The organism is uncultured Rikenella sp., assembly GCF_910577125.1.
Taxonomy (GTDB): Bacteria; Bacteroidota; Bacteroidia; order Bacteroidales; family Rikenellaceae; genus Rikenella.
The window spans coordinates 1-14,721 of the sequence record NZ_CAJTMN010000008.1 but is presented as its reverse complement, the minus strand read 5'-3'; the positions used below and the strand labels follow the sequence as shown (position 1 = coordinate 14,721).

Below are 14,721 nucleotides of genomic sequence, written 5' to 3'. Positions count from 1 at the left end.
GGGCGGAGGAAATATGCGACCGCAATTTTTTCTCGAGATAAAATCGGTCTGATAATTTATGTTATCAGGCCGATTTTGTGTGGTGTGAGGCTTGGTTTAACTCCCGGTTTAATTTTGGGTGTCAAAAGCCACGAAAACCAGTTTTTTTAGCACAAAAAAGCGTCTACATTTTTATGTGAACGTCTGATTTTGAAGTTATTCAATTGGAATTGTCTATGTTTACATAGTTGCATGGTTATGTAAAGTATGCTGATTACTTAACTATTTCTAAGAATTTAATGTCAGTCGAATTAATGTCAAGTTGGCAATTCGGATTTGTAATTATGGGTATATTCTCAATCTGTAAGCCCCTGTCAAATGATGGTGGTACACAAACAACATGGTAGGTGTCACTCGTATCGTTTTTAATATCAGTCCTATCACATGATATAAATCCTTTTCTATCGAAGTTGATAAAGGATTCGACATAGGTGTCATATAATTGAGGATCATCATTAAGTTGCGGAGATAATAGTTGTCTAATGAAGTCTTGATTGATGCGTATATCCTCTGCTGAAAAAATATATGGCGAATTATAGACCTGATATTGAATTTGTCTAAGTTTTTCTCTGTCATTAATAATTGCAGGAAGTCTTCCTCCGGCTGACGCAACATGAATATATTGGTTGTTAATTTTGAAAAACCAATCTATGTCTTTTGAGAGAAGATATGATTCAGGGTATTGTGCCATAACTATTATATATTGGGGAATATGTATTTGCAATTGCTACAAGCGTCTATAACTTGTCCTGTTCTTGGTCTAATTGTAGGTGAAAAATATAGATTGGATAAGCAGAGTTCGTGATATTGATTCATATAATTGTTAGCTGAGTGTTGTTCAGCGCAGTTGCCTAAAATATTATCACAATATTTTGTAGGATGTCCTATCGACCCGATAGATGATAATTTACGTTCTAATGGTGTAGCCCACCGTGTACCCTCGGGTCGATGAGAATAGCCTTTCGCAAAACCTTTCCTCTTTCTCTTCTTCTTATTAAGTCCGTAACATATAGATATGCATGCTGGATAATCCCAAAATTTCGAGTACTTATGTTTATTCTTACTAATAACAGACATCCTTTGTCGGTTAATTTCTTGAGCATAAGCCTTAATTTCCTTGCGATACATTTTGGTCTAAAATACTAAGCGTATAAAATGTTAAAGAATCCAGTTTCGATTCATTCTGGTTAGTTGAGTACCGTTTAGTTGAGTTCAGAATGCTGCTATTATAGGTAACTCTGCCGATTTGGATTGAATGAAAAATCGCTAATAATCTACAGGTTAGATTATTAGCGATTTTGTGAGTGGTGCCACCTGAGACTGCATATGATAGCCCAAGGCTATAACCATATCAAGGTTGTAGTGAGCAACATCTCGTGATTGTGTTTTCCCTTCTATTGCTCCATGCTGAGTGGTTATTCGGAAATTCCGAACAACCACATTCCTATTAAGTTCTCCATCTTCAAAGATATGCTTAATATGCTCGCTTACATTTGATTTACTTGTTTGGTATATTTCTACCAACTGATTTTGTGTCAGCCATAAGTCTTCATCAGCAAAGCGCACGGATACGCGAGTTATCTCGTCATTATCCTGATAGAGTATTATTTTGGTTTCTTCTGTCATCTTATGTGGAAGTGATTGATTTCTTGAAGCAAAGGTAGTGAATTTTATCGATTTATTGATGATAAGTCACTGCATTCTTCTGTAAATATGCTATTTGTGCGATGAATAGTGCTTCGTAACGACATGTTTTTTTGAGAAAAGCTATTTAGACCCCCGATTTTTTCCGTAACTTTGCATTAATTTCTGCGATGTTTTACCTCATCAAAAAAATAATTATAATCACAGATGCACAGAATTAAATGGGACATAGAAACTGGAGGTGTGCTCCTGACTTCCGAGACGACTGATGTCTTGGGCGTGTCTCCACGTCCTGTTTGGTTTGAAGAACTTGATTTGATTGGACTTGACAAGTCCGGCTGGAAATATCCACGTTGCAAAGAACCCATTATGTGGGCTGTCAATAAGCAATACTGGTATAAAGGCCAGATGCTGTTTGAAGTTAAGGGTGCCAATATCTACGAGGCCCCCACTGTTGTTTGGGCCTCTAATGTTAAACCGATGGAGTTGCAGCCTGTTGATGTAGAAGAAATGCTCCGTCGTAATTCCGATCCGATGTTTCTCATCGAAAGTGAGGCCATCGCATTCATTCGTGACACTTACGTCGCTTATGCCGGTGTCAACAAGGCTCACGATGCTATCAAGGCTAACCAAGGCATCGACTTTGAAGCTTTGGCTGCTAAGGTAGAAAAGAAGACTAAGCAGAAAATGGCCGTAGTCAAAGAAGACTGCGACAGTTTCGATGTCGTTCCCCTTGACGTTGCTAAGGAAGAAGGCAAGCGTGTTCTGCTTTTAACGCGCATCGACCGTTTTATTGCCTCTTTCTCTGGCGGCAAAGACTCGCAGGTTGTGCTCGACCTTGTAACCCGCGCCATTCCACCCACAGAGTTCGAGGTTATATACTCCGATACCGGTTATGAACTCCCACCGTCGCTTGACCTCTACGAAGATGTCAAGCGATTTTATAACGAGCGTTTTCCGGCTCTAAAATTCTCTACCACACACAATCACGAATCTGTCCTCAACTACTGGGACAAAATAGGCACTCCCAGCGACACACATCGTTGGTGTTGTTCCGTGATGAAGACAGCCCCCCTTTACCGTTCCCTCAAAGTCGAGGGCAACAAACAGGCTCGTGTGCTTGCTTTTGAAGGAGTGCGCATGGAAGAATCTGTACGCCGAAGCAGTTATAATCGTATAGGTAAAGGGGTTAAGCACTCTTTTGTCATCAATGCTCGTCCTATTTTTGATTGGAACACTACTGAAGTATTTATGTATTTATTGCTTCACAATTTACCTATCAATGAAGCGTATCGAATTGGTAAGCCTCGCGTAGGATGTATTTTCTGTCCTTTTGGATCTCCGTGGGATGATATGATTGTAAACAAAGTTTATCCTATTGCGTTAAAGCCGTTCCTATCTAAAATAGAAGCCATAGTTCGAGAACGAAAAATTCCAAATGCACTTGAATATATTTCAGAACGCTATTGGAAACTTAGGTCAAGCGGAACAAACATTGGTAATAAAACTTTGGTTCAAATAAAGTCTTCCAATCACGAGTTTATTTGCGAAACCACCAACGGGAAAAAGGATATATTAGTTTGGCTCCCTACAATTGGAGACATCAAGATTAAACAAACTGAAACCAAGGCAGAAGGATACTTCACCTTTGGTAAAGAGACTTTCAAATTCCAGATTGAGCGCAAAGGAAATAAGAATGTTTTCAAGGTTCAAGATGGGAATAACATAAAGCTACGGTATATGCTCCGCAGGATAACTCATAAAGCAGCATACTGCATTAATTGCGAAGCTTGTGAGATAGAGTGTCCAACAGGTGCATTATCCGTTTACCCTAAAATTAGTATTGACACGACGAAGTGCATCCACTGTTTGAAATGCGTAGATTTTCATCAGCATGGATGTATTGTAGCAGACTCCTTAGTTACAACAATGGGAAATCTAAATAACAACTCTAAAATCTCATCTTATGGGACTTTTGGTATTCAGGAAACCTGGGTTGACGAGTTTTTATGTGACCCCGACTCCTTTTGGAATGACAATTCTCTCGGTGTAAAGCAAGTTCCGAGTTTTAAGGCTTGGTTAAAAGACGCTGAACTTATAGACGTCAAGAATAAGTTGACGCCTTTAGGAGAGTTTTGCAGTGAGAAATACACCGACTTCCGCGATTTAGTTTGGGAAATCATATACATCAACCTATGTTACAACAATGCGTTAATGAATTGGTTTGAGAATGAAATCGAAGTCGACAAAGCGATTTCTCGTGAAGAACTTGAATGCAAAATCCAAGAATACTATAATGGAGCATTTGCAAAAAGTTCAATTTCCTATGCTCTACAAGCTCTTCTGCAAGTTTTCAAATATTCTCCAATAGGAACTGATTTTCAAATTTTTGAATCCGAAAACGGCAAAAGTAAAGTATTCAAAAGGAATATATATGATGGCGTTTCTTTGGAGGGAATAGTTTATTCGCTATACAAATATGGTGAGAAGAAAGAAACCACCATGTTCCGTCTATCGGATTTGTATAATCCCAATGAACCACAGGGAACTTACAAAGAGTTTGGTATATCAAAGAACGAGCTTTCTAAGAACCTACGCGCGCTCTCGGTCTCAACAAATCGAGTTCTTACTGCGGAACTTAACATGGGACTTGACCACATTACATTGGTGGAAAACTTAAGTCCATTACAGGCATTACAGGAAGTAACTGAATAAGAGCTATCTTACCTCTATCTACTACCAATCAACTTCAAAATCTCCATGGCAGCGACAAAATACTCAGACATCATACAAATCCGCCCCGGTAAAGGCGCTTATGATATAGAGCAAGAAAAGGAACGAGATTGGGAAACCTTTATCCCCAATCAGCAATTCAACGATGTATTCAAAACTATTATCAATGCGGTAAGAGGCACCAACATTGACACCCACAAGTCTTTTTGGATTAACGGTACTTACGGCACCGGCAAAAGCCATGCCGCATCCGTTATTTCGCACTTACTGGGAGACCCTGTTGAATCGATTACCGATTGGGTCAACTACGAATACAAAGAGGCAAAATTCGATTTTTGGCGCAACGGTATCTATAACATTCGTCAAACAAAACGTCTTTTGCCTATAAGACTTAATTCGCTCTGTAACCTCACGCATGTCTCTGAATTGGCACCGCTGCTCCAGACACGAGTCGTTGAAGCACTTAACAACGAAGATATTGAACTGGAAGTAGATACGGACTATGATTGCCTGATTACCCATATTAAGGAGAACGAAATAATTTGGAATGACCTCATCGCCCGAAACGATGAACTCGCATCGACAGTTTCCGACCGAACAATGCTCATTCAGAAGCTTGCTATCAAAGATTCGGGTACGTTGAAGAAGTGCCGTGAAGCTTTGCGCGAAGCCAATATAATGATTATTATTGACCAAGCAAGTATTGAAAATTGGCTCGCAGACGTTCAGAAGAAACTCCGCGAAACCAATTCAGGCTTCACTGGTCTTCTAATAATGTGGGATGAGTTTACCGATGTCATGAACGACACTGTTGGCATCTCCATCCTAAAAGCATTGCAGGGAATAGCTCAGAGGTTTGCTGATACTGAAAACGACACTTTCATTTTCCTTATCTCGCACCCCTCAGCCTTTGATAAACTTGGAGCGGAGACGACCAGGCAGACAGATGGCCGCTACCATCGCATGAAGTATAACATGGAACCAGTGTCGGCATTTACCATTATGTCGCGCAAGTTTGAGGTTCAGGATGAGATGTTGCATAACGCTCACCGCGAAACATTCTTCGCTCAGCACCCCGACCTTATAACTCGTTATACAGCCAAGAGTAATGACCACGAAGCTACAAGGAAAGACCTTCTGAATCTGTTCCCATTGCATCCAGGAACTGCCAATCTCGCTACATACTACGCAACTACCGTAGGTTCTTCAAGCCGTTCTGTATTTGAATTCCTTGGAGATAATCAAGCAATACGAGACTTTTTCGATGACGAAATCGCCTATGCCAACCGAGATACTATCACAGCGGACTATCTTTGGGATCACGTTCTTTCGGCTCTTCAGGAAGACCCGCTAAATTATGGTGTTGTACTTGAACGTTTTCACACCTTCCAACACCGCGCAGAACATGCTGGAGATGCGGCCTTCGCAGTATTCAAGTCTCTGCTTTTGCTCAACGCTTTCAACAACATCGCGTCTAATAAAAACGAGAGTCCCGACCCTAATGTCGTCCCATCGGAAGAAAATCTGCGGGCACTCTTTGAAGGAACTAAATATGAACTTGCGCTTGATACAGCACTTGAATGGGTCAATGATGGTGTTATCCAGCGTTCTCCAGATGGACTTTACTCCGTTCAGTTCGCAGCTCTCCCAAGCCACGAAGTCGAGGAGCTTAAAGAAAAGCTGACTAACGGCGATTATCAATATACTTCAGCGATTCTTAATCTCGGAACAACGGCAGAAGATGCCATCTGCAAAGCAACCAAAATGACTATCCGTCCTGTCTCGTTTAACTTCTTCTCCAAAGATACAAACGAGTCAGTAGTCAAGAACCGTATCAAGACAAAGAAGCGCGAAATAAAGAAAAGCGACCTCTATCTTGCCCTTCTCTTAGCTCGTGACAATAGTGAATTGGCGGAGCTTCGTACATACACCGAGAAATGGAACGCCGACATCGAGCAGGACAAAGAACTGTGCGACATTGTATATATTGTATTCGATACAGTCCTTGGAACTAACAACTACCGACGGTTCATAGAATATATGGCCAGCGCAGGAGCTGCAAGTAAGCACAATTTCATGGACCAGGCTGACAAACATCGCAAGGATGCTTTTGGCACAATTAAGACCTGGATTGATGAAGCCTTGCGTGGTAATGTCACCATTTATTTCAATGGAACGGAAATTCCGGCTTCTGCAAAGCATATAGCTTCTACCCTTAACGATGAAGTTGCGCCGAAGATATTCACCGCTGGCCCTGATGCTGTAGACTTTCTGCGCAAGAAATCACCTGCGACCTTCTGGAAACCTCAGGTCTCCAAGGAAATGATTCGCAGTTTCATCTTCGGCACTAACAAGCAAGAGATTCTTAACCTTAACGCTGTAATGCGCCCCGTTCAGTATCTCCTACAGGATGCAGTGGAGGACAATCTTGAATGGAAACCAGGGTCTGAGAATCATCCGCTCAGAAAGGTCTATGATTTTATAAACAGTACTATCAAGAATTTCATCAGTCACGGAAAGACCTCAGAACTATTTGACTTTACTGTGCGTTTCGATGCATTGACGCAGCCTCCTTATGGACTGTCGCCCAACTATGCCTCGGCAGCCGCGTTAGCATACGCTTTCCGTCCGTGGGTGAATAAAATATATGACCAAGTAGGTAAACCTCTTTCAGCAGATACTCTTGCAGCAAGTATTGCAGCTTTGATTTCATATTGGGATAAAGGCTAAGGTTCTAAACTCAGCTTCAAATTCCAAACACCGGAAGAAGGCAAACTCTGTAAAGAGTTCATCAATTTGTTCAAACTTGATAAACTCCCGGGGTATAATGACATTTCTAGTCTAAATGATGCGAAATATGCCATTACTGGTGTATTTATCGAGCAAATAGGCTATCCGCTTTGGTCGCTAAAATATCTCACCGACGAATTCATTCAAATGCCTCCCAAGCTGACGATGAACGATAAGATGCAACAACTCATCACTAATCTTGTCGACATCAGCGAGGACAAAGACCAACGCAACGTTCAACTCAGAACGACTACACTTGCGCTTATAGGCGATCTTCGTCAGGACTTCAAAGACATCGTCAAGAAACCTGGTGCCTTCCAAAATGGTTTCGAGAACTTCCTGTTCAGTGAACCCGTAGTAAAACTTCAGACAGAAGAACTGGAGGAAGTAATGACCTTTATCCGTCAGAACCTCCAAAGCACAGTGGGATTTTGGAGCGAGGAAGAAGTTAACCATCAGTTGCTGGTATGGAGAGCATCCTCCATACCTCAACCGATACCCCCGACGCCCTCCACACCTCCGACACCAGCATATCCGACGTCAGCACCATCGAGCACTCCAAATTCTGGTGAGCCGAACTCCCCGTCTTATGTTTCAGCTTCAAACCTTCAAAAGAAGAAAGTCAAGGCTCGCGAGCTGATTGACAGTATCACCTGTGCCGATGAACTTAGACAGATACTTGACAGGGTGATTGACCTCAATTTTGTTGCTGTACTTAATGTAATAAACGGAGAAGAAAATGATTGAAGTTTTCAATACACTTGACAGTCTTTTCCAACTTATGGAAAAAGACCGAAACTGGGAAGGTGTGGAATCAACTATCCGCAGCCGCTTCCCGGTACGCTTTGTGCTGTTTGAAAACTTCGAGGACTTTCATGAGTTTGTCAACAATAGTCCCGATTGGGTCTATTCTTGTTCGATAACCAATCTCATTGAAGATGGCCATGATGACCTCGTACCTACCTATACCGAACTTTCCAACAAGATACGGGAACAAATAAATCTGAAACCGACCAATAACTATATGGTCTTCCCGTTCTCTGAACTTGCTCGCTTTTACAAAGCAGATGAATTCAATGCCTTGGTAAAGACTGTTAGCACCTACCAACCTGATGCAGATGCTCAGAGCAACAAACTGAGAATTTATATTCCCATTGTCGGGATGCAGGGGAAAATGAGTGCTCTTATGGAAAGTGCTCAATCTTTTGTATGGGAATATAAATCTCCATCAGAGGAAGATAAGGGTATATACAAGCTCATCATTACTCCAAGCACATATGACGTAACTGGGCTTGAACAAAATTACTCTGTTGTTAAGGATTTCCGCAGTTGGTTAGAGCTTTGGAAGCAAGGCGGCGGTGTGAAATCTAATATAATTTCTACTTCACGCTCTATCCAACTTAAAGCAAAAAATGCTCAACCTGACAATGCCTTTAATTACATCGAATGCACTAACGCATACGATTTTCTAATTAAAGGACTTAGGCTTGATTTTGGCTCACCTGAGTTCCGCTTAGACGAACTTCCATTTTGGGAACAACTCGCAGATAGTATCGATGCAGAATCTTTCAAATTCCACGATTTTATCAAGCTGCACTTCGGCGCATTTGAAATTCAAAACGGCCTTGATTTTATAAAGGTTTGGCTCGATTGTACAGGACAGTTTGACCGATGGCTTCTCTCCTTATATTATAAGTCGACTTCTGTTAGTGGATATGTTCGGGATGTATTAGATTGTTGCCAAAATCTCAGCAATGCAGAACTATTTGGCAACATAGCAACCCACATCCTTGAAACCAACGCCAGCGATGCCGACATAAACGAACGGCGTGAGGCATTAAAGGAGGCTGCTGCGCATAATATCAAGATAACAGATTTTGCTGAGAAGAAACTCAATGCAAAACTCAGTGCTATGCTCTGCGGCACTCAGGAAGATCGCTTCGCGGCTCTCCGCTATATGACAGCCTTCACTCACTCAGAACAGGAAACTATAGTCAAAGCATACGGCAGCGGTCAGATTTCTCGACAAGACCTCGAAAGAATCTTTCCTCCGCTATACCATTACGTTGCTCCACTATCTATCGGTTTGCCCGCAGCAAACCAATGGATTGCCAAATACTTTGACTCTTACCGTCAGGCTAAGGTTGCAAACAACGCAGACAATATTCTCGATCTTCTTCACGAGAAAAACGAAAAACCGTCCGCGTTTGCTGCCTGGCATGATAATTTCAAGACCGTCAGAACCATCCTCCACAATCGCTCAGACATAGATGTCTATTATTGGATAGACGGCTTGGGCGTAGATTGGGTGCCGTATATTGCCAATATCATCGAGCGATACAAGCAAGAGAACATTTACCTCAATGAGGTTCATGTGGCCACAGCTATCTTGCCAACAACTACGGAGGTTAACAAGTCTCAATTAGAATCACTGCTACCCGAAGGGTCAAAACTTAATAAGGTTGGAGACCTTGACACTTTCGCACATAAGTATACCGGCCAATATCCGAGTTACATTCTTGATGAACTTAAAATTGTCGAGGAAGCAATAACTAAAGTATTGAAGGAGTATAATGGCAAGAAAATAGCCTTCATCTCTGACCACGGCATAACGTATTCAGCTCAATATGGCATGGTGATGTCACTTGCTGGTATTGATAGTGATCATGAAGGCCGTAAAGCAGTCAAGACTAATGGTACTCCAGTCGCCGACGACAAGTATATTATTCTTGACGACAATAAAACCATTTGTTCACTTACCGAAGCTTCGCTTACAAGCAAAACCCCGTCTGGTCATGGCGCTCATGGCGGCGCAACTCCCGAGGAAGTTCTTGTTCCCATAATCATTGTTTCACCCCATAAGAATGCGAGCAACTTCACAGTCAACATCAAAAATGATGAAGTTGACAATACCAACCCTGTATTGAGCTTCGAGATACGTGGCTTATCTTCGGTCGATGTCCCGACTCTCAGGTATAACGGTGCAGAGTATGCTCTTACAAACTTTGGTGGCGATACTTATACAAGCGAAAAGCTCGCTTTAACTGACTCCGCCAATATGACAACCGTTCTTATCAACGGCGAAACCTTCGGTAGCTTTGCTATCAAAGTTTCTACTGGTGCTAAGGAGGATGACTTATTCGACTTCTAACAATTACGACTATGACAAACGAGTTATCTCAAAAAATTCGCGACCAGTTTTCTGCGATGACTATATATAAAGATCCGAATTCAACTGGTAGCCTTTTCGCAGGTCGAAACCTTCCCTCTTTCGTGAAGGACTTCCTGCTCAAACGCTATATCCAGCCCGACGGGTCAGTGGACCGCGTCAAGCTAACCACTTTTCTTGATTCGGTCATTCCCATTAACCAATCTGAGGTTAAGGACAAACTTGACTGCGGAGAGGAGCTGACGCTCCTTGCTCGCTTCATTGTTTATATCGATTTAGTCAAAGGTATTCGCCGCTTTGCTATTCCCGACATGGGTATCAAACAAAGCGAAGGTCAAATTCCGGAATATGTCTACAAAGTTCATCAAGGCGAACTTGTCGACGGAGAGAAATGGGGCATTATAAAACTGGCTCTTCTTCCTGATGATGACAAGAAAAACCACGTTGAGATGGTGGACTATAAGCCGTTCAAGCCTTATAAGTCTGTGGACGTTGAATATCTTAAGCACGCCCGTGAAGCATTTACAACCCAGGAATGGATAGACACGCTTCTCTCAGCTATGGAATATGACGCAGATGGTTTTGAGTCGCAGACAGAAAAGCTGGAGTTTCTTACCCGTCTACTCATCTTCATTGAGCCTCGTCTTAATGTGATTGAATTGGCTCCGAAGGGTACAGGTAAATCCTATGTATTTGGAAATCTTTCCAAATACGGATGGCTTGTGAGCGGAGGTAAAGTTACCCGTGCCAAACTTTTCTACGACAAGCAGAAGCAGCAGAATGGTATGATGAAGAACCATGATTTCACTGCCTTTGATGAGATACAGACAATCGTATTCCAAGAACCAGCAGAAATTCAAGCTGCTCTGAAGTCATATCTTGAATCCGGCAAAACTACAATAGACAATAATGAATTCACTTCAGAGTGTGGCCTCATGCTGATGGGTAACATACCACTCAATAGCAATAGGCAACCGCTCAATTACCGCTATTTCGACTCGCTTCCGCAAAACTTCCGCGAGTCGGCGCTACTTGACCGTTTCCATTGCTTTATAGAGGGGTGGCATCTTCCTCGCATCCACAAGGGAATGATCTTCACAGGATGGACGCTCAACGTGGAGTATTTCTCCGAAATTCTCCATGCACTGCGTACCCAAAATATCTATGGCATCGTATTCGACCAAATTGTCGGTTATGATAAGAATGCCGACACCCGTGATTTCAACGCAGTAAAGCGAATCGCTGTCGGCTACATGAAGCTTCTTTTCCCTCATTGGACAGAAGCATCAAAGGTAAACACTGACGAGTTTGACCAGTATTGCCTTCAGCCAGCAATCCGTCGCCGTAGCATTGTCAAAGAACAATGCCATTATATCGACCCTGAGTTCAAAACTACGATGCCCAACTTTTGGATTAAAGATCTTGGCTGCGTTGAACAAGAACTTTTCTAAATATGTTTCTAATATAAAATACAGCAACACTCCGAAACCGTCAGGCGAATCCGGGGTGTTGCTGTTTTATGTGGGTCGCTATGGGAGGTGCGGTCATTCGAATGCAGAAAGTATGCTACCGCTGATTGATGTCCGCAAAATGGTTAAGGAATAATACCGATTCATCTAAATCGTAAAAACATACCTTGCTGTGTTCAAGTGAACACAAGAATCCGTAAGGGACGGATTGGATGAAGATAACCCAATCCATGTTATAATCCTGTTGTTTCGCAGATTTGAGTATCTTGTGCTTGAATCATTTGTTTTATTGTGTATATGCTGGATACGATACTTGATTTGTGAAATAATGGCCAAATCGAATATCTATTGGTGCATAGATTCAACGATTTCATGATGTTGTGTCGTCATTCTTCGGTTAATCATGATGGTGTCTCATTGAAGGGCCGGATACATGAAGATTTGTTTGTGTGAATACCAGACAAAGCAATAATACTGTTCATCTTCCCATAATACGCGATTTCTGAATAAGAGCATCCCGGACAATGACTACCATATCGGTGCCACATACTGCCACTCTTGGAAAATCCATTGTCGGATAACGGATTATCCATTCCTTTGCGGCAAATGAAACAATAACAGCAAGGAATAGTGTATATGGAAATCGTATCAATCGAAAGAAAGACCTTTGAGGCAATGGTCGCCAAGTTCGACCGCTTCGTCTGCCGCATGGATGCCATCTGCCGTCGGCACGGGGAAAAGACAATGAGCAAGTGGATGGACAATCAGGACGTGTGCCGGATGCTGAACATCAGTCCGCGTACGTTACAGACCCTGCGGGACAACGGCACGCTTACCTACTCGCAGATAAACCACAAGACGTATTACCGTCCCGAAGATGTGCAACGTATCGTTTCTGTAGTGGAGAACAGACGGAAGGAAGCCAAGTTCAAGGGAAGGACGATATAATCTCAGTGCAATAAACGAATTATAATAACAATACCCACTAAATCCAAAGTGATATGAACGAACTGATTAACAAAGACAACGAGTGGATAATCCACTTCATGGGCAGCCTCGACCGTCTGCTGGACAACTGCGAGCGTCTGACCGCCAGCTACCGCCCGACATTGGGTGGAAAGCGTTTCGTTACTGACAAGGAAGTGTCGGCACGGCTGAAGGTAAGCCGAAGAACGCTTCAAGACTACCGCAACGAAGGACGGATTGCCTATATCCAGTTGGGTGGCAAAATCCTCTACCGTGAATCCGACATCGAACTGATGTTGAATGACGGTTACTGCTCCGCTTACCGACAGAGGGTAATCTGATTGGAAATCTGATTTTCTTGAAGGAGCGCAGTTTGCCGTCTGCCCTATAATTTGCGAAAGAACGACTTACGGATGAAGTATCAAAATTCTGCTTCACCTGTAATCCGTTCCTTTTCTTGTCTTCAGATTTCCCGTCAGTCGCTTGTTTCCGGTTGCCGGATGCCTTGCAAGCGTGTGGCAGGCAGGGGCAGGTTTTCGGGCTGAATACGCTCCGCAGGAGGAAGATTCTGCTCGAAACGGCTCTGCCGCTTGACCTTGTCGCTACCATCTGAACCATGCGCTACCTTTGCATCCGAGCATCGGGAACAAGTGCCTGACGGGATGAACTCAATTATACCATCGGTTGCTTCTTCTGCCACAGGAAAGAAACAATGTTATCGAAGCCTCTTTCTTGGTGATGCAGATTTCATTTACTACAAACTTTCTGAACAGGATACTTTCTCGGCTGCATATCCTGAACGCAACGGCGACAACCATTTCAAGGTTGTAAACATCATAACTGATGCCGTCCGTCTGCCTGATATACTTCTGCGTTTCAACCTCGTTCAGTTCCTTGTTCTTGTAGATGGACTGAATCGCCTTGCGAACAACACTTGAAAATACTCCGAAAAAGTCGGCTATCTCGAATTGGGTCATCCATATAGGTGCAGAGGGAACACCCACCACTCCGTTTTTACTGATTGTGATTATTCCTCTTTCCATACTCATCCCATTACTTTAGCCATCATGTTCTTTACATTATTCATATCGCGCAGGATGGAGGAATCCAATACACGTGCATAGTGTTGGGTCATCTTGATATTAGAGTGACCGAGCATCTTGGCCACATTCTCAATGCTCACACCGTTGGCGAGGCAGACAGAGGTTGCATACGAATGCCGAGCCGTATGTGTGGTCAAGGTCTTGTTTATCATGCATAAATCAGCAATCTCTTTCAGATAACTGTTCATTTTCTGATTGCAGGGAACAGGTAGCAACACATTTTTCTTTTGGCAAGTAGGATGTGTTGCGTATTTACGGAGAATGGCCATCGGGATGTCAAGCAGTGGGATGTTGCACATGTTCTTTGTTTTCTGGCGAGGCTTGCGAATCCAGAGGTTGCCATAGGCATCCTCTACGATGAGTTCGGGGGTCAGTTGCTACACGTCTATAAAAGCCAGGCCGGTGAAGGCGGCGAAAATAAAAACATCACGAACAACGGTGATGCGCTCCAGTGGGAACTCCTTGTGATAGATGGTAAGCAGTTCATCCATTGTAAGGAACTCACGTATGACCTCTTTCTCATGGAACTTGATGCCCGTAAACGGGTCTTTGGTTATCCATTCGTTAGCAAGCGCGAGGTTTGTTATCTTCTTCAGACACTTCATATAACGGATAACCGTATTCTGTTGACAGGACTTTTCCGTTTTGAGGTAGAACTCAAAGGCACGTACCAATTCACCATTGACCTCTGACAGCGACAAATCCTCCTTATCATATTTCAGTTTGATAAGTTCAGCAAGGTAACGCTTGCAACTCTCATAACGGCGGACGGTAATCAGGGCATAGTCCTTTCCGACAAGTTCACGGC

The 14,721-nt window shown here is 42.8% G+C and carries 10 protein-coding genes and 1 pseudogene; 7 read left to right on the top strand and 4 right to left on the bottom strand.

The window, feature by feature from the left end:
• Window positions 1–253 precede the first annotated feature (253 nt).
• Window positions 254–730 carry a hypothetical protein gene (locus QZ292_RS02020; RefSeq protein WP_294597125.1) on the bottom strand — a complete coding sequence of 159 codons (477 nt, stop codon included), beginning with the start codon at window positions 728–730 and terminating at the stop codon, window positions 254–256.
• Between the two features lie 590 nt (window positions 731–1,320).
• Window positions 1,321–1,665, bottom strand: a complete 345-nt coding sequence (locus QZ292_RS02015; protein ID WP_294597123.1) for a hypothetical protein — start codon at window positions 1,663–1,665, stop codon at window positions 1,321–1,323.
• Window positions 1,666–1,890: 225 nt separating this feature from the next.
• On the opposite strand from QZ292_RS02015, the gene QZ292_RS02010 reads away from it, so the two are divergent.
• The 7 genes from QZ292_RS02010 (at window position 1,891) to QZ292_RS01980 (ending at window position 13,151) form a co-directional block, all read left to right on the top strand.
• Window positions 1,891–4,398 (top strand): phosphoadenosine phosphosulfate reductase family protein, encoded by a 2,508-nt coding sequence (locus QZ292_RS02010; RefSeq protein WP_294597120.1) that lies wholly within the window; start codon window positions 1,891–1,893, stop codon window positions 4,396–4,398.
• A gap of 45 nt (window positions 4,399–4,443) precedes the next feature.
• Complete coding sequence (locus QZ292_RS02005; RefSeq protein WP_294597118.1) at window positions 4,444–7,146, top strand: hypothetical protein; 2,703 nt, start codon at window positions 4,444–4,446, stop codon at window positions 7,144–7,146.
• A 66-nt stretch (window positions 7,147–7,212) separates the two neighbouring features.
• Window positions 7,213–7,953, top strand: a complete 741-nt coding sequence (locus QZ292_RS02000) for a hypothetical protein (RefSeq protein ID WP_294597115.1) — start codon at window positions 7,213–7,215, stop codon at window positions 7,951–7,953.
• Complete coding sequence (gene pglZ, locus QZ292_RS01995) at window positions 7,946–10,357, top strand: BREX-4 system phosphatase PglZ (protein WP_294597112.1); 2,412 nt, start codon at window positions 7,946–7,948, stop codon at window positions 10,355–10,357. The genes QZ292_RS02000 and pglZ overlap by 8 nt, the downstream gene beginning before the upstream one ends.
• 11 nt (window positions 10,358–10,368) lie before the next feature.
• On the top strand, window positions 10,369–11,826 hold the full coding sequence (gene brxL / locus QZ292_RS01990; RefSeq protein ID WP_294597110.1) for a BREX system Lon protease-like protein BrxL: 1,458 nt from the start codon (window positions 10,369–10,371) through the stop codon (window positions 11,824–11,826).
• Between the two features lie 654 nt (window positions 11,827–12,480).
• Window positions 12,481–12,792, top strand: a complete 312-nt coding sequence (locus tag QZ292_RS01985) for a helix-turn-helix domain-containing protein (protein WP_294597108.1) — start codon at window positions 12,481–12,483, stop codon at window positions 12,790–12,792.
• 53 nt (window positions 12,793–12,845) lie between these two features.
• Window positions 12,846–13,151, top strand: coding sequence for a helix-turn-helix domain-containing protein (locus tag QZ292_RS01980; protein ID WP_294597105.1), 306 nt, complete (start codon window positions 12,846–12,848; stop codon window positions 13,149–13,151).
• 327 nt (window positions 13,152–13,478) lie between these two features.
• Here QZ292_RS01980 and QZ292_RS01975 read toward each other — a convergent pair whose 3' ends face one another.
• Together QZ292_RS01975 and QZ292_RS01970 are read right to left on the bottom strand one after the other, a co-directional pair.
• Window positions 13,479–13,853, bottom strand: coding sequence for a hypothetical protein (locus tag QZ292_RS01975; protein ID WP_294597103.1), 375 nt, complete (start codon window positions 13,851–13,853; stop codon window positions 13,479–13,481).
• Window positions 13,854–13,855: 2 nt separating this feature from the next.
• Window positions 13,856–14,721 (bottom strand): annotated as a pseudogene (locus QZ292_RS01970) (site-specific integrase); the annotation flags it as partial.